We start from the raw sequence: 22,340 nt of genomic DNA, 5'->3' as shown, positions 1-22,340 counted from the left end.
GCCATGCTCGGCAGGGGGCTTTACCGGTAAGGCCTCTGCCGAGCATGGCTCGGCACTACAAGGTTGGCTTTACCGGCAGTGCCCCTGCCGAGCATGGCTCGGCACTACCTGGGCCTGGGTTTGGAATGATTTTTGCACGGCAATGGAAGAACCCTTCTTCCATGCCAGGCAATGTCAGAAAACGAACAGGCCGGGGAAAAAACCGAACTCCCCACCGAAAAACGCCTGCGCGAGGCGCGTGAGCAAGGCAATATCCCGCGCTCACGCGAACTGGCCACCGCTGCCGTCTTCGTCGCTGCGGTACTGACGCTATACGCGATGTCCGGCTCCATGGGCGGTTCGGCACGGCAATGGATGAAGGCCGCGCTGTCGCCCGAGCCCGGCCTGCTGGACACCCCCAACGCCTTGTTCGGCCACGCCGGCTGGCTGTTGCTCAAGCTGATGCTGGCCTTCAGCCCGCTGGTGCTGGTGTGCGTGGCCGCCGGCTTCATCGCACCGGTATTGATGGGCGGGCTGCGGTTCTCCAACAAGGCGATGATGCCGGACTTCAATCGCATGAACCCGATGAGCGGGATCAAGCGCCTGGTCGGCCCCGAAGCCCTGGCCGAACTGGTCAAGTCACTGCTGCGGGTGGCCTTTGTCGGCACCGCCGCCGGCCTGTGCATCTGGCATGGCGCGGATGCGCTGCGCGGGCTGCTGCACCTGCCACTGGAAAGCGCCATCGGCCGTGGCCTGGGCTTCACCCTCAAGCTGCTGCTGGCCACCGCCGGTGCGATGGCGCTGCTGGCCGCCATCGATGCCCCGTACCAGAAGTGGAACTGGCTGCGGAAGCTGAAAATGACCCGCGAAGAACTGCGCCGCGAGATGAAGGAAAGCGAAGGTAGCCCCGAGGTCAAGGGCCGTATCCGGCAGATGCAGATGCAGCTGTCGCAGCGCCGGATGATCGAGGCCGTCCCCACCGCCGACGTCGTACTGGTCAACCCCACCCACTACGCGGTGGCGCTGAAGTACGAAAGCGGGCGCATGAACGCCCCCACCGTAGTCGCCCGCGGCGTGGACGAAATGGCCCTGCGCATCCGCCAGGTGGCCGACGGCAACAAGGTCGCCATCGTCTCGTCGCCGCCTTTGGCACGGGCCTTGTATCGGGAAAGCCAACTTGGCAAGGAAATCCCCGTGAGACTGTATTCGGCTGTTGCCCTTGTCCTGTCCTATGTCTACCAGCTGCGCCAATGGCGTAGCGGCCCGATGCCGCAGATGGCGTCCATTGATATCGATGAATTCGGCAAGGGAGAAACCCGATGAGCAGCCAGACCTCGGGCATGTCCGCACGCCGCGTACTGGACATGCTGCGCCACGGGCTGGGCGCGCCGCTGATCGTGCTGGCCCTGCTGGCAATGGTGGTGGTGCCCTTGGCCGCACCGGTGCTGGACGCCCTGTTCACCCTCAACATCGCCATCTCGATGCTGGTGCTGCTGGCCGTGGTCTACGTGAAGCGGCCGCTGGACTTCACCATCTTCCCGATCGTGCTGCTGGTCACCACGATGCTGCGGCTGGCGTTGAACGTGGCCTCGACCCGGGTGATCCTGCTCAATGGCCAGAACGGCCATGAGGCCGCCGGCAAGGTGATCGCCGCGTTCGGCGAGTTCGTGATCGGCGGCAACTATGCGGTCGGCATCGTGGTGTTCGCGATCCTGACCATCATCAACTTCGTGGTCATCACCAAGGGTGCCGGGCGCGTATCGGAAGTGACCGCGCGCTTCATCCTGGACGCCATGCCCGGCAAGCAGATGGCGATCGATGCCGACCTCAACGCCGGTTTGCTGACGCGCGAGGAAGCCAAGCTGCGCCGCGAAGAGGTGCGCGAAGAAGCGGACTTCTACGGCGCGATGGACGGCGCCAGCAAGTTCATCCGCGGCGACGCCATCGCCGGCATCCTGATTCTTTTCATCAACATGCTCGGCGGCCTGGCCGTTGGCGTACTGCAGCATGACATGGCCTTCGGCGACGCCGCAGCCACCTACACGCTGCTGTCGATCGGTGACGGCCTGGTAGCGCAGCTGCCGGCCCTGCTGGTCTCCAGCGCCGTGGCCATGCTGGTCACCCGCGCCTCGCGCTCGCAGGACATGAGCGAGGCGATGATGGGCCAGGTGTTCGGCCAGTACCGCGCGCTTGCCATCACCGCCGGCATCATCGGCCTGGTCGGCCTGGTGCCGGGCATGCCCAACGTTGCCTTCCTGAGCCTGGCCCTGATCCTGGGTTTCATTGCCTGGAAGCTGTGGAAACGCGAAGCCAGCGCTGCCGCCAATGCGGCAGCCAACGCAAGTGCAGCCACCGAAGGCGGCATCAACGCACTGGGCCAGCCACAGCCCGCCCCCACCGCCGAGCTGACCTGGGACGAACTGCGCCCGGTTGATCCGCTGGGCCTTGAAGTCGGCTACCGGCTGATTCCGCTGGTCGACAAGACCCAGGGCGGTGAACTGATGGCGCGGATCAAGGGCGTACGCCGCAAGCTGACCCAGGACTTGGGCTTCCTGATCCCGCCGGTGCATATCCGCGACAACCTGGAGTTGCCGGCAACCCATTACCGCCTGTTGATCCATGGCGTCCCGGTCAGCACCGCCGACATCCACCCGGATCGCGAGCTGGCATTGGACCCGGGCAGTGCCATGGGCAAACTCGACGGCATCGCCGGCAAGGATCCGGCCTTCGGCCTGGACGCCACCTGGATCCAGCCGCACCAGCGCGCCCACGCCGAATCATTGGGCTACACCGTGGTCGACCCGGCCACCGTGGTTGCCACCCATCTGTCGCACCTGATCCGCGAGCACGCGCCGGAACTGCTGGGTCACGAGGAAGTGCAGCAACTGCTGGCCACCCTGGCCAAGAGTGCGCCCAAACTGGCCGAAGACCTGTCGCCCAAGGCGCTGCCGCTGTCCAGCGTGGCCCGTGTACTGCAGAACCTGCTGGTCGAGCGCATCCCGGTCCGCCAGCTGCGCAAGATCGCCGAAGCGCTGGTCGAAGCCGCACCCGTCACCCAGGACCCGGCCGCGCTCACCGCTGCGGTACGCAACGCCCTTGGCCGCTTCATCGTGCAGGAAATCGCCGGCTCCTCGCCGGAGCTGCCGGTGTTCACCCTCAACCCGCAATTGGAACGGGTCTTGCAGGAGTCAACACAAGGCAATGGTGCCGCACTGGAACCCGGTCTCGCCGAACGCCTCCACCAGAGTCTTGCCGAATGTGTCGGCAAGCAGGAGGCCCGCAACGAGCCCGCGGTTGTGCTGGTACCGGCCCCGGTCCGCGCCGCGCTGGCGCGCCTGGTCCGCCACAGCGTTCCCTCGCTGTCGGTCCTGGCCTACAGCGAAGTGCCGGAAGACAAACGCCTGAAGCTGGTCGGCACGATCAGTTGATGCAAGCCGAAAGCCGACGCCGGCAGCACTGCCGGCGACGGAAACCAGACACCTGCAGCAGCACGCACCCATTCCGCAAGAAGGAGCCCGTCACGCCATGTATGACATCGCCAACGCCACTCCTTCACCGCAACCCCACTCCCGGTACCAAAGCATGAAGATCAAACGTTTCGTCGCCGCTGACATGCGCACCGCCATGAACCTCGTGCGCAAAGAACACGGTCCCGATGCCGTGATCCTGTCCAATCGACGGATCGAGGAAGGTGTCGAGATCGTGGCTGCCGCACACTACGACGAAACCGCAGTACAGCAGGCATTGGAAGCGACCCGCCCGGCCCCGCCGGCACCGCCCAAGCCGCGCAGCGCCGCCGAAGCCATCATGGCCGCGATGACCCGCCGCAAGGCACCGGAGCCGGAACCGGTCACCGCCACCACCTCGGCCGTCGCCGCACTGGCGCGCTCGGCGGTAGGCGCCACCGGCCGCTCCATCGACAGCAGCGTTGAACTGGCACCGGGCAGCCGCTTCTCCGGCCTGCTCAAGTCGGCCGCGATCGAGCCGGTCGCACCGCGCCAGGCCGCCGTAACGCAGAGCCTGTTTGCCACCCAACCGGCCAGCGCCGACGAACTGCCGGTAGTGCCGGCATTCCGTCCCGCCGGCACGGCCGCAGTCGCCATCACGCCGCTTGCTGCCGCCCCGGTCAACACCGCGCAGGCCAGCTTTGCCGACGCCATTGCCGCCGTCACCATTGCGCCGCCCGCACCCGCACCGGTTGAACGCGCCCGCTTCGTGATCGATCCGCCGATGCCGGAGCCAGCCAGCCTGGCGCCCGTCGCGGCGCCGGCCCTGCCTGCCGCAGCGACGGCCGCTACCGCCTACATCGCAGCGCCGGTTGCAGCCAGCGCTCCGATCATCAACACCGCCGAAGTCGCGCAGCCCATCAACGCTGCCGTCACCGAAAGCGCGCCGGTTGCGGCCGCTCCGGCACTGAGCCCGGTGGCGACCAGCCCGGCCGTGGCCACCCGCGACGACGAACAGCTCAGCCAGCTGCGCCAGGAAGTAGCCGGCATGCGTCACCTGATCGAGCGCGAGATGAACCGCTTCACCGACGAACGCCTGCGTGGCAGCGCGGTGCGCGCCAACGCTTTGGACCTGATGGACGAGTACGGCTTCGACGCCGGCCTGGCCCGCGACGTCGCCACCCAGATTCCAGCCGATATCGATCCCAGCCGTGCCCGTGGCCTGATGCTGGGGCTGATTTCCAAGAAGCTGCCGATTGCCCCGGTCGATCCGATGGAAACCGGCGGCGTCATCGCCCTGGTCGGCCCCACCGGTGCCGGCAAGACCACCACCATCGCCAAGCTGGCCTCGCGCTTTGCCGAAGCCCATGCCGCCCGCGACGTGGCCCTGGTCACCACCGATACCCAGCGCATCGGCGCCCGCGAGCAGCTGTACGGCTTTGGCCGCCAGCTCGGCATCGCCGTGCACGAGGCCAACAGCGGCACCGATCTGAACCAGCTGCTGCAGAAGCTGGCCGACTACAAGCTGGTCTTGATCGACACCGCCGGTCTGGGCCAGCGCGACCGCGCCCTCACCGCCCAGCTGCAGTGGCTGCGCGCCGCCGGCCAGATCCGCACCCTGCTGGTGCTGCCGGCCAACACTGCTTTCCAGGACATGGACGAAGTGGTGCGCCGCTTCAGCGCCGCCAACCCGCAGGGCGTGGTGCTGACCAAGCTGGACGAGACCGGCCGCTTCGGTTCGGCCCTGTCGGTGGCAGTCGACCATCGCCTGCCGATCACCTGGGTAACCGACGGTCAGGACGTTCCGGAAGACCTTTATCGGGCCTCTGCCGCAAATCTGGTACTTCGCCTTGAAGATTTGCGCCGGGCGGCCGATATGCCCTGCAACACGGAGTTGAACAATGCAGTCGCGTGAGTACGCCAAGCTGACCAACACCTTCCCGCTGTCGGCTACCCGGCACGAACCGGCCGGCCCGGTACGCACCATCGCGGTGACCGGCGGCAAGGGCGGTGTGGGTAAAACCAATGTCTCGGCCAATCTGGCCGTGGCACTGGCAGGCATGGGCAAACGTACGCTGCTGCTGGACGCCGACCTGGGCCTGGCCAATATCGACGTGGTGCTGGGCCTGCAGCCCAAGCACACCCTGGCCGACCTGGTCGCCGGGCGCGCCACGCTGGAAGAAGTCATCATCGAAGGCCCGAACGGCGTGCTGGTAGTGCCAGCCGCTTCCGGCCGCCGGCACATGGCCGAGCTGCAGCCAGCTGAGCACGTTGGCCTGGTCAATGTGTTCTCCGAGCTCGAACGCGACCTTGATGTGATGATCATCGACACTGCCGCCGGCATCACCGACAGCGTGTTGACCTTCTGCCAGGCCGCCCAGGACACCGTGGTGGTGGTCTGTGACGAGCCGGCCTCGATCACCGACGCCTACGCACTGATCAAGGTGCTCTCGCGCGAGCGCGGCGTGGACCGCATCCAGGTGGTGGCCAACATGGTCCGCGACCCGAACGAAGGCCGCGCCCTGTACGAAAAGCTGGTGCGGGTCTGCGAGAAGTTCCTGATCGATGTCTCGCTGAATTACCTGGGCTGCGTGCCGCAGGACGACTGGCTGCGCCTGTCGGTGCAGCGCCAGCAGCCGGTGGTCAAGCTCTACCCTTCCGCGCCGGCATCGCTGGCCATCAACGAAATCGCCCGTCGCACCGCGCGCTGGCAAGCCCCAACCGCTCCGCGCGGCGGCGTTGAGTTCTTCCTGGAACGCATCATCCAGCAGAAGGTGAAGGCATGAACAATGCAGCCGCCCAATACCGTGAAGTCCAGCGCAACGCGGCCAATGACTGCATCGCCCGCCACGCCGACCTGGTCCGCCGCATCGCCCACCATTTGGCCGCGCGCCTGCCCGCCAGCGTCGAGGTCGACGATCTGATCCAGGCCGGCATGATGGGGCTGATCGAAGCTTCGCGCAGCTACGACGCCGAACAGGGCGCCTCGTTCGAGACCTATGCATCCATCCGCATCCGCGGCTCGATGATCGACGAGATCCGCCGTGGCGACTGGGTGCCGCGCTCGGTGCACCGCCGGGCCCGTGACGCCGCCGCCACCATTCGCCGCCTGGAGCAGAGTACCGGCCGTTCGGCCAGCGCCAGCGAAGTGGCCGAGGCGATGGAGCTGCCCCTGCCCGATTACATGCGGCTGGTCGAAGACGCCTCGCGCGGCCAGGTGCTGAGCCTGGAATCGCGCATCGAAGACCAGGGCGAACTGGATACCCCGACCACCGGCGGCCCCAATCCGCAGCAGGTTTTGGAGCGCAGCCAGTTCGGCGCCGAGCTGGGCAAGGCCATCGGCCATCTGCCCGAGCGTGAGCAGCTGGTGCTGTCGCTGTACTACGAGCAGGAATTGAACCTGAAGGAAATCGGCGCGGTATTGGGCGTAAGCGAATCCCGCGTCTGTCAGATCCACGGCCAAGCCATGCTGCGCCTGCGCGGGCGGCTGAAGATTTTCGAGGCGGCCGACGCCGGCCTTGAGGAACCATGAAGAGGAAAGTCTTTTGAACAAGAACATGCGCATCCTGATCGTTGACGACTTCTCGACGATGCGTCGCATCGTCAAGAACCTGCTCGGCGATCTGGGCTTCACCAATACCGCCGAAGCCGAGGACGGGCATGCCGCGCTGTCGCTGCTGCAGAGCCAGCCGTTTGATTTCGTCGTGACCGACTGGAACATGCCGGTGATGACCGGCATCGAGCTGCTCAAGGCGATCCGCAACGATGCCAAGCTCAAAACCCTGCCGGTGTTGATGGTCACCGCCGAAGCCAAGCGTGAGCAGATCATCGAGGCCGCGCAGAGCGGCGTGAACGGCTACATCATCAAGCCATTCACCGCGCAGACGCTGGAAGAAAAGCTCGGCAAGATCTTCGAACGCCTGGCTGCGAGCGCCTGATGAACCAGCTCGGGGAATTGAGCGACAAATCGGCCCTGGTGCAGCGCCTGCAGGACGCACTGGCAGCACTGGAAAGCGGCGACGAAGCCGGCTGGCGCAGGGAAATCGACGCACTGGCTGCGTTGCGTGCACAACCGATGATGTCCGGCCTGGGCCGGCTCGCGCGCGAGCTGGGCCAGGCATTGGGCGAACTGCCCAGCGTACCCAGCGAAGCCGGCGAGCTGGACGACGCCTGCGCGCGCCTGGACCACGTGGTGCAGATGACCGAACAGGCCACCCATCGCACACTTGATCTGGCCGAAGAATGCCGGGCGCTCACAGAGCGTCTGCGCAGCGACGGGCTCAATGCCGAACAGGGCGAAATCCTTGAGCGCATCCGCCACAACCTTACCGAAGTGGCACTGACCCAGAGCTACCAGGACCTTACCGGGCAGATCATCCGCCGGGTGGTTGGCATCGTCCGCCGCGTGCACGAAGGCTTCGGCGCGCTCGGCCTGCCGCCGCCGGAAGAAGACGCCCGCAACCAGGGCTTGGCCGGCCCGGCCGTCAATGGCCTGGACCGCCACGCCGTGTCGCAGGTGGATGCTGACGACCTGCTCTCGGACCTGGGGCTGTAAGCCATGAGTGCATTTGCCGACGACATCGCCGCCGACTTCATCCTCGAAGCGCAGGAGATCCTGGATCGCCTCGGCGAACAGCTGGTGACGCTGGAACAGGCACCGCACGATAGCGAGCAGCTCAACGCCGTGTTCCGCGGCTTCCACACGCTCAAGGGCGGCGCCGGTTTTCTGGCGATCCATCCGATGGTGGAGCTGTGCCACGCCGCCGAGGAAACCCTGGGCATGGCGCGTGCCGGCAAGGCTGAACTGCTGGCCCATCATTTCGATGCCGCCCAACAATCGCTGGACTGGCTGCAGGCCATGCTCGACGCGGTGTCTTCGGGCACCGAACCGGAGCATGCACCTGCGGCGCTGATCGCCCAGTTCGATGTCGGTGCTGCACCGGTCGTTGCAGTCGCGCAGCCGGTCGCCGCGTCTGCAGGTGGCAGCGAGCTGATCAGCGAAGACGAGTTCGAAGCCCTGCTCAACGAGCTGCACGGCAGCGGCACGCCCGGTGCCCAGCCCATCGCTGCGGCAAAGGCCGGCGATGAGCTGATCGACGAAGACGAATTCGAGGCCCTGCTCGACAAGCTGCATGGCGGTGCTGCACCCGGTGCAGTGGCCGTACACGCTGTTCCTGCGGCAGCAGCGGCGCCCAAGCCCGCCCCGCCGCGTGCTGCTGCGCCCGCACCGCGCCCGGCAGCAGCTGCCGCCAAACCGGCAGCCGCCAAAGCCGCCGAGCCCGAGCACACCGTGCGCGTGGACACCAAGCGCCTGGACGCCATCGTCAACCTGATCGGCGAACTGGTGCTGGCGCGCAACCGGCTCAAGACCCTGCGCGTGCGCTTGAAGGACGAAGAACTGGACCGCGCAGTTTCCACTTTGGATATCGCCACCGCACGCCTGCAGTCGGCGGTCATGCGTACCCGCATGCAGCCGGTCGGCAAGGTGTTCTCGCGTTTCCCCAAGGTCGCCCGCGACGTGGCCCGTTCGCTGCACAAGGAAGTCGATCTGGAATTGATCGGCGCCGATACCGAGCTGGACCGCAACCTGGTTGAAGCACTGGCCGATCCACTGGTGCATCTGGTGCGCAATGCCATCGACCATGGCGTGGAATCACCCGAACTACGTGAGGCCCAGGGCAAGCCACGGATGGGCCGGGTACGCCTGTCTGCTCAACAGGAAGGCGACTACGTCAGCATCGAAGTGCAGGACGACGGCGCCGGCATCGACCCCGAACGCCTGCGCGCCAAGGCCCGTGACAAGGGGTTGATCGACCCGGAAGCAGCCGCCCGCCTGACCAGCGAAGAATGCCTGCACCTGGTGTTCCTGCCCGGTTTCTCGACCAAACAGGAAGTCACCGACATTTCCGGCCGTGGCGTTGGCATGGATGTGGTGCAGTCACGCATCCGTGAACTCAGTGGCCAGATCCAGATCCAATCCGAGCTGGGCCGTGGCAGCCGTTTCCTGATCCGCGTGCCGCTGACGTTGGCGATCCTGCCAACCCTGCTGGTGCAGGCCGGCGACGACGTCTACGCGCTGCCACTGGCGCGGGTAATGGAAGTGCTGCATGCGCCGGCCACCTCGCTGGGCTGGTTTGACGGCCGCGCCGTGCTGGACCGCAAATCCCACACCCTGGCATTGCTGGACCTGCGCCAGTGGCTGGGAGTCACCCCGGCGCCAGCGACGCTGCTGACCATCGTCGTGCTGCAGATGGGCGAAGCCCGTTTCGGCCTGGTGGTGGACCAGGTACGTGGCCGCGAGGAAGTGGTGATCAAACCACTGCCGCGCGCACTGCGCGGCCTGAACGGTTATGCCGGCGCCACTTTGATTGGTGATGGGCGCATGGCGTTGATTCTGGATGTGGATGGGCTGCGCGGAGGGCAAGGGTAAGCGATGCAGCAAAACCCCCAGTTGAGCTTGCAATCACGCATCCCCTCTCCCGCCTGCGGGAGCACGCATCCCCTCTCCCGCCTGCGGGAGAGGGAGCCCCGCGAAGACGGGGCGGGTGAGGGCAGCTTTTAACCCGTAGAGCAAAACGCTGTCCCCTCTCCCGCCCGCGGGAGAGGGGCTTGAGCAAAGCCCCTCTATTCAAGACTGCTCCAACAGCGCCCTCACCCCAACCCCTCCCCCGCCTGCGGAAGAGGGGCTTAAGCAAAGCCCCCGATTCAAGACCGCTCCAACCAGGCCGATATACGCACCATGGACCGACTCAGCATCATTGGACTTTTCCTCGCCCTCGCCTCGCTGGTGGGTGGCAGCATCCTCAAAGGCGCCGGCCTGTCCTCGCTGTGGTCACCGGCTGCGTTTGTGATCGTCATCGTCGGCACCTTGGCGGCCATCCTGCTGCACACCTCGCCGGCGGTGTTCAAACACGCCTTCAAGATCGTGCGCTGGGTGATCCGCCCGCCGGCCAGCGATCGCCGCGCGCTGGTCCAGCAGATCGTGGACTGGAGCAATATCGCGCGCCGCCAGGGCCTGCTCGGCCTGGAGCCGCAGGTCGAGATGCAGGACGATCCGTTCATCCGCAAAGGCCTGCAACTGGTGGTTGACGGCGTTGAGCCGGACACCATCCGGCACATGATGGAAATCGAACTGGGCAGCCAGGAACAGCAGGATCTGGCCGCCACCAAGGTGTTCGAGGGCATGGGCATCTACGCCCCTACTCTGGGCATCATCGGCGCCGTGCTCGGGCTGATCGCAGTGATGAAGAACCTGGCCGACCCGAGCAAGCTGGGCCACGGTATCGCTGCCGCCTTCACCGCCACCATCTACGGCATCGCCTCGGCCAACCTGCTGTTTCTGCCGGTCTCGGCCAAGCTCAAGGGCGTGATCGCCAGCAGCTGCCGCGAACGCGAAATGATCATCGAAGGCCTGATCGCCATTGCCCAGGGCGAAAACCCGCGCAATATCGAAAACAGCCTGGCCGGCTTCGTGAACTGAACCATGGCCCGTCGCAAGCGCCACGAAGAGCACGCCAACCATGAAGCATGGGCCATCCCCTATGCCGATCTGATGACGCTGCTGCTCGCGTTCTTCGTGGTGATGTACGCGATCTCCTCCTTGAACGAAGGCAAGTACCGGGTCATGGCCGATGCGCTGACCACCGCTTTCGGCGGCGCCCCGCGCACCATCAGCCAGGTACAGGTAGGCAACAAGCAGCTGCAGGGTGGCGGTTTTGATTCACCCTCGGTGATCCGAGCACCGAGCATGACCGGCGGCGCACTGGCCGATCCTACCCAACTGCCTTCGATGGCGTCGCACATGCGCATGCCGGTTTCGGCGCATAACCAGGAACAGCTGCAGCGCGCCGAGCGCCAGCTCAACCAGATCGCCGACCAGCTGAGCAGGACACTGGCCCCGTTGGTCAAACAAGGCGTCATCACGGTGCGCCGCACCGAACTGTGGATCGAGGTCGAGATCAACAGCGATATCCTTTTCGTCACCGGTTCGGCCGCGCTCGATGTCGGTGCCCGCGAAACCCTGGGTACGCTGGCCGATGTATTGCTGGACGCACCCAACGGCGTGCGCGTGGAAGGCCATACCGACAACCTGCCAATCGCCACCGCGCAGTTCCCGTCCAACTGGGAATTGTCGGCGGCGCGCGCGGCCAGCGTGGTCCACCTGTTTGCCGACCACGGTGTACAGCCGCAGCGGCTGGCCATGGTCGGCTACGGCCAGTTCCGCCCACGCGAAAGCAACGATGCGCCCGAAGGGCGCAACCGCAACCGGCGGGTGATGGTGATCATCCTCGCCGATTCGGCAGCAGCAGCCGATCTGCCTGCAGCCGGCAACACCACAGCCAGCACCAGCGGCGATGACGACAGTGGCGGCGCTGCCGCCGCAAGCGCCATTCGCAGCGCGGTACCGGCGGTCATCGAAGGAGTCCACTGATGCGCATCTGGGCCATTGCCAACCAAAAAGGCGGCGTCGGCAAAACCACCACTACCCTGTCGCTGGGACGCGGCCTGGCCGCGCGCGGCCACAAGGTGCTGCTGATCGACCTGGACCCCCACTCCTCCTTGACCCGCGCCTTCGGTGTGCCTGTCGAGCCGGTGCCGCAAGGCGTGCAGGAGCTGTTCGCCGCACCACCGCACGAAATCGCCGCGCTGGCCCGCCACAGTGACATCCCCGGCCTGGACTATCTCTGCGCGCAGGCCTCGCTGGCCACGCTGGAACGGCGCAGCGCCAACCAGCCTGGCCTCGGCCTGGCCCTGCAGCAGGCCCTTGCACGCCACGGCGAACAGCACGACTACATCCTGCTCGACTGCGCGCCCACGCTGGGCCTGCTGATGATCAACGCCTTGGCAGCGGCCGACCGCCTGATCATCCCAACCCAGGCCGAGCCACTGGCCCTGCATGGTCTGGACGGCATGGTCCGCACCGGCGAGATGGTGGAGCGCTCACGCAAGCGTGCCCTGCCCATCTCGGTGCTGCCGACCCTGTTCGACCGCCGCACCCGCGCCGGCAACGAAACCCTCAAGCTGATGCAGGACCGCCATGGCGAACGCGTCTGGGAAGATGCGATTCCAATCGACACCCGCATCTGCAATCCGGCCGCATTGACCGTACCGCTGCTTGGCGATGATTACCCCGGTCGCGGCATGGCCGCCTACCGCCACGCGCTGGAATGGTTGCTGCTCAACGAGGCCGCGCAGCTGGAGCGCGCCGCATGAGCAACGACGTACTGGACGACTATCTGGGCGAACTGCTGATGGAAGCGGTACCGGCCCCGGTTGCTGCCGAACCGGTCCTCGCCGCACCCGCCGCCGCAAAACCAGCCTTTGAAGCGCCCGGCGACAGTGCCGAGCTGGAAGCCGTGTTTGAGGCCGCCTTGGCAGCCACGCAGTCCAAAGCCACCGCAGCACCGGCCGCGCCAACTCCGCCAACCAGCGTAGCTGGCGACAACGCTGCCCTGCAGGCCGCGTTCGACGATGCCATGGCAGCCACCAGCGCCGCCAACGCAGGCCGTCCGCCAACCTGGGACGACCTGCCGGACGAAGTGATCTACGAAACCGGCCCCGCTGAAAGCCGCAAGCTCGCCCACAGCGACAGTGCCTGTCTGCAGGCCGCGTTCGCGACTGCGGCGGGCCTGCCGGCGCCCCCGCCTGCGCCGCCGCGCAGCACACCCAACGTACGCGCACTGGAAACGCCGGTGGCAGACGCACGCCCCAGCACCTGGCAGGAGCTGCAGGCACAGGCACAGCGCCCGGCCAACAACCAACAGCGCCGCGCCTCCGAGCGCAGCACGCGTTGGCTGCGCCTGCGCTGCGGCCAGCAAACCTATGCACTGGAATTGTTGAAGGTGCAGGAGGTGGTCCTGCCGGTGCCATTGCTGGCATTGCGCGGCACCGGCCCGGCAATGCTGGGCATCATGAACCTGCGTGGCCAGGTGGTGCCGGTGATGGACCTGTGCCGCCACCTGGATGTACACAGCGCAGCGGAAGACGCGCAGACCCGGATTGTCGTGCTGGAAGAAAACGGCGAGACCCTGGGCCTGCGGGTGTCGGCGGTGGAAGACGTGGCCAACCTCAACGACTCGCAGATCGAGCCACCGGATACCGCGCGCATCTGCCAGATCTCCAACGAACTGTTCCGCGGCATCGCCCGCGTTGGCCAGCAACCGATGATCCTGCTCGACGCCGGCCGCCTGCTGCGCTGATTGCCGCCTGGCCTCCTCCCTTTCGCGCAGCGAAGGGGAGGATTGAGGAGGGGTGCTGTTGCCCCATGCCTCCTCCCTTTTGCGAAGCAAAGGGAAAGAAACAAAGGTAGTGCCGAGCCATGCTCGGCAGAGGCTTTACCGGTGAGGCTTCAGCCGAGCATGGCTCGGCTCTACACAGTCAAAAGCTACCCCTCCCCGGCCCTCCTCTGCGCTTTGCGCAAGGGAGGGAGCAGAGCTCACCCCTCCCCAACCCTCCCCTTCGCTGCGCGAAAGGGAGGGGGCAAAGCAGCCTCCACCTTCGGCGCAAGGAGGGGCTGATGCCACCAAAACCGTGCGCCGGTTAACACTATCTGCTGCAACGCATCGCAGCCCTAAAGATCGCTGGCGGATCGCCGCTATCTCTCCCAGTAACGTTTGTTCGGAGCAATGATGAGCACTGTGGCCCTGGCGCAGGATCTCGGCATCGAGTCCACCAGCGAGTTGAAGCAACAACTGGCAACCCATCTGCCGCAGGCCGGTCAGCTGCGTGTGGATGCCAGCCAGGTAGGCCGTGTGCACACCGCCGCGATGCAGGTGCTGTGCGCCTTTGTGCTGGCGCGCCAGCAGGCCGGCCATGGCACCGTGTTTGACAACGCTACCGATACCTTCCGCGACGCCGCGCGCCTGCTCGGTGTCCTCCGGACCCTGGGTCTGGAAGCAACCCCTGACACAACGAAATCTGTGGAGAACGCTGCATGAGCGCACGAATCTTGGTGGTGGACGACTCGGCGTCAATGCGCCAGATGGTCTCTTTCGCCCTCACCTCAGCCGGCTTTTCGGTTGAAGAAGCCGAGGACGGCGCTGTCGCCCTGGGCCGCGCCAAGGGCCAGCGTTTCAACGCCGTGGTCACCGACGTCAACATGCCCAACATGGACGGCATCGCGCTGATCCGCGAGCTGCGCCAGCTGCCGGACTACAAGTTCACGCCGATGCTGATGCTGACCACCGAGTCGGCCGCAGACAAGAAATCCGAAGGCAAGGCCGCCGGTGCTACCGGCTGGCTGGTCAAGCCGTTCAACCCCGAACAGCTGATTGCCACCGTCCAGAAAGTCCTGGGCTGATCAGCCCACCTGCCCTACCGATCGGATACCGCGCCAATGAGCATGGACCTGCAGCGTTTCCACGCCACCTTCTTCGAAGAAAGCCGCGAAGGGCTGGATGCAATGGAGGCCGGCCTGCTGGCACTGGAAGACGGCCAGCACGACCCCGAAGTCATCAACTCGGTGTTCCGTGCCGCGCACTCGATCAAGGGTGGCGCCGGTACCTTTGGCTTTGATGCCATCGCCGCACTGACCCACGTACTGGAAACGCTGCTTGATGAGCTGCGCTCCGGCAAGCGCGCACTGGAAGGCAACGCCGTCGATGCGATGCTTGGCTCGGTGGATGTACTGCGCGCCTTGCTGCGTGAAGTGGAGCATGGCCAGGCCGCCGATCCGGCTGCGGTCAAGGCGGTCACCGACCGCCTGCAGGCGGTGCTGGCGGGCGATGCCCCGGCAGCGGTCGTCGCCCCCAAGCAGGAAGAAACCCCGGACGCCTGGCAGATTGGCTTCGCCCCGGCGCCGTCGTTGTTCATGAGTGGCAACGATCCGCTGCGCATCATCCGCGAGCTGGAAACCCTGGGTTCGCTGCACGTCGAACCGCGTATGGCGCGCCTGCCCAGCTTCGATCAGCTCGATCCGCTGGAAGCCTACCTGGCCTGGGATCTGGGCCTGGTTGGCAAGGTGCCGCGCAGCCGTATCGAAGACACCTTTGCCTGGGTGGTGGACGACTGCGAACTGGACATCCGTCCGGCCGCACCGCCCAGCCTTGCCATCGAGGCAGCTCCGGTAACAGCTGCCGCCAGCACCGAGGCCGCCGCCAAGGCGCCGGCCAGCGCGCAGCAGCATGAAGCGGAAAGCTCGATCCGGGTCAGCGTCGACAAGGTCGATGCACTGATCAACCTAGTCGGCGAACTGGTCATCACCCAGGCCATGCTCAAGCAGGTTTCCGGCGGGCTGGATCCGGTCTTTGCCGAGCAGCTGTTTGCCGGCCTGGACCTGCTTGAACGCAATACCCGCGACCTGCAGGAAGCCGTCATCGGCGTGCGCATGCTGCCGGTGGATGCGGTGTTCCGTCGCTTCCCGCGCCTGGTCCGCGACCTGTCCGGCCGGCTCGGCAAGCAGGTGCGCCTGCGCACCATCGGCGAAGGCACCGAGCTGGACAAGGGCCTGATCGAGAAGATCGCCGATCCGCTGGTGCATCTGGTCCGCAACTCCATCGACCACGGCCTGGAAATGCCGGACGTGCGTCGCGAGGCCGGCAAGGACGAAACCGGCACGATTACGTTGGCCGCATCGCATCAAGGCGGGCATATCGTCATCGAGGTCAGCGACGACGGCCGCGGCCTGAACCGCGACAAGATCCTGGCCAAAGCGCTGGAACGCGGCTTGAGCGTGCCGGACAACCCCACCGACGCACAGGTCTGGGACCTGATTTTCCAACCCGGCTTCTCCACCGCCGACGCGGTCACCGATCTTTCCGGCCGTGGCGTCGGCATGGACGTGGTCCGCCGCAACATCCAGGCACTGGGTGGCGAGGTGCAGCTGGAAAGCCGCACCGGTGCCGGCACCCGCGTGCTGATCCGGCTGCCGCTGACCCTGGCCATCCTGGATGGCATGACGGTCTCCATTGCCGGCGAAACCCTGATCCTGCCGCTGGCCTACGTGCTCGAAGCACTGCAGCCACAGCCGGACGATATCCGCAGCATGGCCGGCGAAGGCCGCGTATTGCGGGTGCGCGGCGAATACCTGCCGATCCTGTCGCTGGGCCAGTACTACGGCTATCCGCACAATCCGCAGGCCGACCCGCTGGTGGTCGTGGTCGAGGGCGACGGCCAGAAGATCGCACTGGAAGTGGACGAGCTGATCGGCCAGCAACAGGTGGTCGTCAAGAACATCGAAAACAACTACCGGCGCATCAGTGGCGTTTCCGGCGCCACCATCCTCGGCGATGGCCGGGTTGCGCTGATCGTTGATATTGGTGGCCTGGTGCGCTCACTGCGCACCCAGCAAGCGGCCTGATCACACCGTAAACGCCTGCCCCTGACGCCGCTCGCCCCTCATCTGGGCGGGCGGCGTTCTGTTGTATGTCCGCGTATGCCCCACGCTCCAGCGGTCATTCGCGAGCGGTCCTTCGGCTGGCTGAATCACATCCGCAGAGTTTCTTCAAGAAGCTCGGAAATCTGCCGATACCGCATCGCAATGCAATCAGGTTTGTCCATCGACCTGGGCCTCCGTCGCGGCCCGCACCACTCATGACACTCCCCAGGGGCGCCGGACCTGAGGGTCGCCCCCAATGCTTGCCTACGGAGATGTCTGCAATGAAGTGGTTCCAGAATCTGTCGATCACCCGAAAGCTGGTGCTTGCTTTCTGCAGCACCAGCCTGCTTACCCTGCTGCTTGCGCTGTTCGCGCTGTGGCGCATGAACGTGGCCGACACCCAGATACAGCAGGTCAACAACAACTGGATGCCGGCGGTGCAGCAGCTCGGCGAAATGCGCGCCCAGCTCGGTGAATACCGTACCTTCGAGCAGGCCCAGCTGTCCTACCAGGGCAACCCGGCCCAACTGGCCGACTACGACAAGCGCCTGGCCGATACCCGCAAGCTGATTGAAGCTGCGGAGAAGGCCTATGACGAAATCGATTCGGATTACAGCCCGGAAGAGCTGGCCCTGTACGAAAAAATGAAGGAATTGCGTGCCGGCTATTTCGGCGCGCACGACCGCATAGCCGCGGCCATCGCTGCGGACGACTTCGTTACCGCCAGCAGCATTTCCAGCGACGAATCGCGCATGCTGCGCCGCGGCCTGTTCGACCAGCTCAAGCAGCTCTCGCAGTACAACCAGACCCAGCTGACCAAGCAGACGGCCGAATCACGCAGCGCCCACAAGCGTTCGCTGCTGGCCATCCTGGCCGGCTTGGGCGTGTCGCTGCTGCTGGCCGCAGCGCTCGGCTTGGCAATCATCCGTGCCATCACCGTTCCCCTGGCCGAAGCCGTGCGCGTGGCCGACGATGTCGCCGCCGGCAAGCTCGACCGTCGCATCGACACCTCGCGCCGTGATGAAGTGGGCATGCTGCTGCAGTCCATGCAGCGCATGCAGGCACAGCTGCAGTCGGTGATTGGCGCCCAGCGCAAGATGGCCCAGCAGCATGACGCTGGCATGATCAGCTACCGCATGGACGAGGCCGCCTTCCCCGGCGATTACGGGGTAATGGTCAAGGAAAGCAACGCACTGGTCGCTTCGCATATCCAGCTGCTGCAGTCCGCTCTGGAAGTGATCAAGCGCTATGCCAGCGGCGACCTGTCGGTGGACATCGAGCAGCTGCCCGGCGAGAAGGCCGTCATCACCGAGACCGTGGACGCGGTCAAGGCCAGCCTGTCGGCGATCAACAACGAGATCAAGCACCTGGCCAGCGCCGCTGCAATGGGCGACTTCTCGGTGCGCGGTGATGCCGATGCCTACCAGCACGACTTCCGCGACATGGTCAGCAGCCTCAACCAGCTGATGGAAACCACCGACGGCAATCTGTCCGAGCTGTCCAAGCTGTTGCAGGCCATTGCCCGTGGCGACCTGACCGCAAAGATGCAGGGTGACTTCCACGGTGTGTTCGCCAACATGCGCGACGATGCCAACGCCACGGTTGGCCAGCTGACCGACATCATCGGCCGCATCCAGCACGCCGCCACCAGCATCAATCTGGCCGCCAGCGAAATCGCCACCGGCAACAGCGACCTGTCGCGCCGTACCGAGCAGCAGGCCGCAAATCTGGAGGAAACCGCCGCCTCGATGGAGGAACTGACCTCCACCGTGCGCCAGAACGCCGAGCACGCCCGCCAGGCCAACCAGCTCGCCATCGGCGCGCATGGCGTGGCCAGCCAGGGCGGCAATGTGGTCGGCCAAGTGGTCACCACGATGAGCGCGATCGAAGCCTCGTCGAAGAAGATCGCCGACATCATCAGCGTCATCGATGGCATCGCCTTCCAGACCAATATCCTCGCGCTCAACGCCGCCGTGGAAGCCGCCCGTGCCGGCGAGCAAGGCCGTGGCTTTGCGGTGGTTGCCTCGGAAGTACGCACGCTGGCCCAGCGCTCCGCCGCTGCCGCCAAGGAAATCAAGGGCCTGATCGATGACTCGGTCGGCAAGGTCGGCGAAGGCTCGGTACTGGTCCGCCAGGCCGGCACCACGATGGAAGAAATCGTCACCTCGGTGCAGCGCGTGACCGACATCATGGCCGAGATTTCCGCCGCCTCGCAGGAACAGAGCGCCGGCATCGACCAGGTCAACCAGACCGTCATGCAGATGGACGAAACCACCCAGCAGAACGCCGCGCTGGTGGAAGAAGCCACCGCCGCCGCACGCTCGATGGAAGACCAGGCCAATCAGCTGGCCGAGGCGGTCGCCGTGTTCCGTACCGACAGCGTGCAGGTCGTGGCAGCACCGCCGCTGCAGAGCAAGCCCGCGCTGGCCGCGGCACCGGCACCCGTTCGCCGACTGCGCTCGGCGGCACCGGCACAACGCGGCAATGCCGCCGTGCGTATCGACAACGACAGTGATTGGCAGGAATTCTGATCAGCGAAGGCGCTCCCCTCCACAGGGGAGCGCCTTGCGTTGAAAAGGATGACTCCAGCGATAGATTCAGCTGCAAAAAACAAACGAAACCCCCACTTTTCAGGCTACTAGTACCCCATGTCTCTGCCCAACGGTTTCCTGACCCGCAGTATCGCAATGCGCTTGATGCTGGGAACAGCATTGGTCGCCACCTTCGCTTTCGGCTTCACCGCCCTGATCATCTACCTGCGCAGCAGTGACGCACTGCTGGGCGCTTCGCGGGTGAGCCTGGAGAACATCGCGCAGCTTGAAGCGCAACGGATCTCCACAGAACTCGGCCATGGTTTTGAGGCCAACGACACCGTCGCGCGCAGCTTCCTCACCCTGCGCCAGCAGGGTGGATTCAGCCGCCAGAGTGCGGCGGCCATGCTGCAGGCACAAGCCTTGGACAACCCGCAGTGGGTCGGTGTCGGCACCATGTGGGAGCCGCAGGCATTCGATGGCGATGACGCCAGCCATGTGGACAGCGAAGGGCATGATGCCAGCGGCCGCTTCATGAGCTATTGGGCCTGGCAGGATGGCGCGCCGGTGCGCGAACCCCTGCGTGACTATGATGTCCCCGGCAACGGCGATTGGTATCTGCAACCGCGCGCCTCCAACAAGCCCTCCGTGCAGGAACCTTACAGCTACGAAATTGGCGGCAAGGTCATCCTGATGACCACGCTGGCCACGCCCATCGTGCAGGACGATCAATTCCTGGGCGTTGTGACCGTGGACTTCGCGCTGCAGTCGCTGCAGGACCGCCTGTCCAAGATGCACCCTATGGAGCAGGGTTATGTGCGCCTGCTGTCACCGGCCGGCACCATCATCGCCGACCGTGACCCCGCCAAGGTTGGCAGCAAGGTCGATGACGCCGATACGCGCGCGATGCTGGCCGCCACCGCCAAAGGCCAGATCACCTTCGAGCAGCATCATGACAGCACGCTCGACCAGGAAATGATCGAGACCTATGTCCCGCTGAAGATTGGCAACGCCGCGCAGAATTTCGCCTTCGGCGTGGTCGTTCCACGCGCCCTGCTGATGCAGCAGGCACGCGCGTTGCTGTGGACCATCATCATCGTCGGCGTGCTTGCCGCCCTGCTTCTGTGTGGCGCGCTGTATCTGCTGCTGCGCCGATTTGTATTCACGCCGCTGAATGAGGCGGTAAAGATTTCCGACAACATCGCCGCCGGCAAGCTGGACAACACCATCGGCGCACAACGCGATGACGAGCTTGGTACCCTGCTCACCTCGATGCAGCGCATGCAGACCCGCCTGCAGGCCGTCATCGGCGCGCAACGCGAAATGGCCCATCGGCACGATGCCGGCAGCATCAGCTACCGCATGGACGAGGCCGCCTTCCCGGGTGACTACGGGGTGATGGTCAAGGAAAGCAATGCACTGGTCGCTTCGCATATCCAGCTGCTGCAGTCCGCTCTGGAAGTGATCAAGCGCTATGCCAGCGGCGACCTGTCGGTGGACATCGAGCGTCTGCCGGGCGAAAAGGCCGTCATCACCGAAACCGTGGACGCGGTCAAGGCCAGCCTGTCGGCGATCAACAACGAGATCAAGCACCTGGCCAGCGCCGCTGCAATGGGTGACTTCTCGGTGCGCGGTGATGCCGATGCCTACCAGCACGACTTCCGCGACATGGTCAGCAGCCTCAACCAGCTGATGGAAACCACCGACGGCAATCTGTCCGAGCTGTCCAAGCTGTTGCAGGCCATTGCCCGTGGCGACCTGACCGCAAAGATGCAGGGTGACTTCCACGGTGTGTTCGCCAACATGCGCGACGATGCCAACGCCACGGTTGGCCAGCTGACCGACATCATCGGCCGCATCCAGCACGCCGCCACCAGCATCAATCTGGCCGCCAGCGAAATCGCCACCGGCAACAGCGACCTGTCGCGCCGTACCGAGCAGCAGGCCGCAAATCTGGAGGAAACCGCCGCCTCGATGGAGGAACTGACCTCCACCGTGCGCCAGAACGCCGAGCACGCCCGCCAGGCCAACCAGCTCGCCATCGGCGCGCATGGCGTGGCCAGCCAGGGCGGCAATGTGGTCGGCCAAGTGGTCACCACGATGAGCGCGATCGAAGCCTCGTCGAAGAAGATCGCCGACATCATCAGCGTCATCGATGGCATCGCCTTCCAGACCAATATCCTCGCGCTCAACGCCGCCGTGGAAGCCGCCCGTGCCGGCGAGCAAGGCCGTGGCTTTGCGGTGGTTGCCTCGGAAGTACGCACGCTGGCCCAGCGCTCCGCCGCTGCCGCCAAGGAAATCAAGGGCCTGATCGATGACTCGGTCGGCAAGGTCGGCGAAGGCTCGGTACTGGTCCGCCAGGCCGGCACCACGATGGAAGAAATCGTCACCTCGGTGCAGCGCGTGACCGACATCATGGCCGAGATTTCCGCCGCCTCGCAGGAACAGAGCGCCGGCATCGACCAGGTCAACCAGACCGTCATGCAGATGGACGAAACCACCCAGCAGAACGCCGCGCTGGTGGAAGAAGCCACCGCCGCCGCACGCTCGATGGAAGACCAGGCCAACCAGTTGACCGAGGCGGTGGCCGTGTTCCGCACCACCGAAAGCAGCGCCACCACATCCGCCCCCGGGCACGGGCACGGGCAACCGCTGTGGGGCAGCGTCCGCAGCAACGGCTGCGTCCGCTCGCGGCCAGCGCACAGGGCGGAAAGTCTGCACGACAGCTGGATTATGCAGACTGGCGTGAATTCTGACCCCTGACTTCCAGCGCTGAGCTGCCGCAGGTTCCCCCAAGCCCCCGACTGCATCTGTCGGGGGCTTTTTCATGCCGCAGGCAAACACAACGGCGTTGGCCAGACCTGCAGCCGTTGCCCCTGCACTCGCCAGGAAACGTAAGAGAGTGGGTGAAATCATCTGAAATTGTGCGCCGTCGCACAGTTAACTGACAGGCGGATTCGCCAAATGCCCCACTGGTCCTGACTGTGCTGAATTCTTCAGAATTTCCGGAGTACAGCTCCCTACAGCGACGCGGGAAGGCGCCGTTATCGGCTATGACAGCACCCGCAG

At 65.4% G+C, this 22,340-nt stretch carries 16 protein-coding genes and 2 pseudogenes; all 18 read left to right on the top strand.

The features are described 5' to 3' along the window. Positions 1 to 171 precede the first annotated feature (171 nt). The 18 genes and pseudogenes from flhB to ABE493_RS13645 all read left to right on the top strand — a co-directional run bounded on the left by flhB (position 172) and on the right by ABE493_RS13645 (position 22,034). Positions 172 to 1,302 (top strand): flagellar biosynthesis protein FlhB, encoded by a 1,131-nt coding sequence (gene flhB / locus ABE493_RS13725; RefSeq protein WP_346499471.1) that lies wholly within the window; start codon positions 172 to 174, stop codon positions 1,300 to 1,302. Beyond that, positions 1,299 to 3,407: a flagellar biosynthesis protein FlhA gene (gene flhA / locus ABE493_RS13720; protein ID WP_430980784.1), complete on the top strand. Its 2,109-nt coding sequence runs from the start codon at positions 1,299 to 1,301 to the stop codon at positions 3,405 to 3,407. The genes flhB and flhA overlap by 4 nt, the downstream gene beginning before the upstream one ends. Before the next feature lie 154 nt (positions 3,408 to 3,561). Beyond that, positions 3,562 to 5,340 (top strand): flagellar biosynthesis protein FlhF, encoded by a 1,779-nt coding sequence (gene flhF / locus ABE493_RS13715; protein WP_346499470.1) that lies wholly within the window; start codon positions 3,562 to 3,564, stop codon positions 5,338 to 5,340. Continuing rightward, a complete protein-coding gene (locus tag ABE493_RS13710) occupies positions 5,327 to 6,211 on the top strand; it encodes a MinD/ParA family ATP-binding protein (protein ID WP_057628672.1) in 885 nt (294 codons plus the stop codon). Before flhF ends, ABE493_RS13710 begins: the two co-directional genes overlap by 14 nt. Further along, complete coding sequence (locus tag ABE493_RS13705; RefSeq protein ID WP_346499469.1) at positions 6,208 to 6,957, top strand: RNA polymerase sigma factor FliA; 750 nt, start codon at positions 6,208 to 6,210, stop codon at positions 6,955 to 6,957. The genes ABE493_RS13710 and ABE493_RS13705 overlap by 4 nt, the downstream gene beginning before the upstream one ends. 13 nt (positions 6,958 to 6,970) lie before the next feature. Next, the gene (gene cheY, locus ABE493_RS13700; RefSeq protein WP_303749801.1) at positions 6,971 to 7,363 is read left to right on the top strand and encodes a chemotaxis response regulator CheY; all 393 of its coding nucleotides are present in this window, start codon (positions 6,971 to 6,973) and stop codon (positions 7,361 to 7,363) included. Next, the gene (locus ABE493_RS13695) at positions 7,363 to 7,980 is read left to right on the top strand and encodes a protein phosphatase CheZ (RefSeq protein ID WP_346499468.1); all 618 of its coding nucleotides are present in this window, start codon (positions 7,363 to 7,365) and stop codon (positions 7,978 to 7,980) included. Before cheY ends, ABE493_RS13695 begins: the two co-directional genes overlap by 1 nt. A gap of 3 nt (positions 7,981 to 7,983) precedes the next feature. Then, a complete protein-coding gene (locus tag ABE493_RS13690) occupies positions 7,984 to 9,855 on the top strand; it encodes a chemotaxis protein CheA (RefSeq protein WP_346499467.1) in 1,872 nt (623 codons plus the stop codon). 309 nt (positions 9,856 to 10,164) lie between these two features. Then, a complete protein-coding gene (locus ABE493_RS13685; RefSeq protein ID WP_346499466.1) occupies positions 10,165 to 10,905 on the top strand; it encodes a flagellar motor protein in 741 nt (246 codons plus the stop codon). 3 nt (positions 10,906 to 10,908) lie between these two features. Further along, positions 10,909 to 11,856: a flagellar motor protein MotD gene (gene motD / locus ABE493_RS13680; protein ID WP_346499465.1), complete on the top strand. Its 948-nt coding sequence runs from the start codon at positions 10,909 to 10,911 to the stop codon at positions 11,854 to 11,856. Beyond that, on the top strand, positions 11,856 to 12,638 hold the full coding sequence (locus ABE493_RS13675) for a ParA family protein (protein WP_346499464.1): 783 nt from the start codon (positions 11,856 to 11,858) through the stop codon (positions 12,636 to 12,638). Before motD ends, ABE493_RS13675 begins: the two co-directional genes overlap by 1 nt. After that, positions 12,635 to 13,624: a chemotaxis protein CheW gene (locus ABE493_RS13670; RefSeq protein ID WP_346499463.1), complete on the top strand. Its 990-nt coding sequence runs from the start codon at positions 12,635 to 12,637 to the stop codon at positions 13,622 to 13,624. Before ABE493_RS13675 ends, ABE493_RS13670 begins: the two co-directional genes overlap by 4 nt. Positions 13,625 to 14,053: 429 nt before the next feature. Next, positions 14,054 to 14,362 (top strand): STAS domain-containing protein, encoded by a 309-nt coding sequence (locus ABE493_RS13665; protein ID WP_346499462.1) that lies wholly within the window; start codon positions 14,054 to 14,056, stop codon positions 14,360 to 14,362. Continuing rightward, on the top strand, positions 14,359 to 14,724 hold the full coding sequence (locus ABE493_RS13660; protein ID WP_062167746.1) for a response regulator: 366 nt from the start codon (positions 14,359 to 14,361) through the stop codon (positions 14,722 to 14,724). Before ABE493_RS13665 ends, ABE493_RS13660 begins: the two co-directional genes overlap by 4 nt. A gap of 36 nt (positions 14,725 to 14,760) precedes the next feature. Then, positions 14,761 to 16,722, top strand: a complete 1,962-nt coding sequence (locus tag ABE493_RS13655; RefSeq protein ID WP_346499461.1) for a chemotaxis protein CheA — start codon at positions 14,761 to 14,763, stop codon at positions 16,720 to 16,722. A gap of 65 nt (positions 16,723 to 16,787) precedes the next feature. Beyond that, a pseudogene (locus ABE493_RS19455) lies at positions 16,788 to 17,561 on the top strand (MCP four helix bundle domain-containing protein); the annotation flags it as partial. A 96-nt stretch (positions 17,562 to 17,657) separates the two neighbouring features. Further along, positions 17,658 to 19,271, top strand: a pseudogene (locus ABE493_RS13650) (methyl-accepting chemotaxis protein); the annotation flags it as partial. A 117-nt stretch (positions 19,272 to 19,388) separates the two neighbouring features. Next, the gene (locus tag ABE493_RS13645; RefSeq protein ID WP_346499459.1) at positions 19,389 to 22,034 is read left to right on the top strand and encodes a methyl-accepting chemotaxis protein; all 2,646 of its coding nucleotides are present in this window, start codon (positions 19,389 to 19,391) and stop codon (positions 22,032 to 22,034) included. Positions 22,035 to 22,340: the final 306 nt, after the last annotated feature.

Source organism: Stenotrophomonas terrae (assembly GCF_039674165.1).
Taxonomy (GTDB): Bacteria; Pseudomonadota; Gammaproteobacteria; order Xanthomonadales; family Xanthomonadaceae; genus Stenotrophomonas; species Stenotrophomonas terrae_A.
Note: the sequence above shows the minus strand (reverse complement) of the source record. Positions and strands in the feature narration are given on the sequence as shown.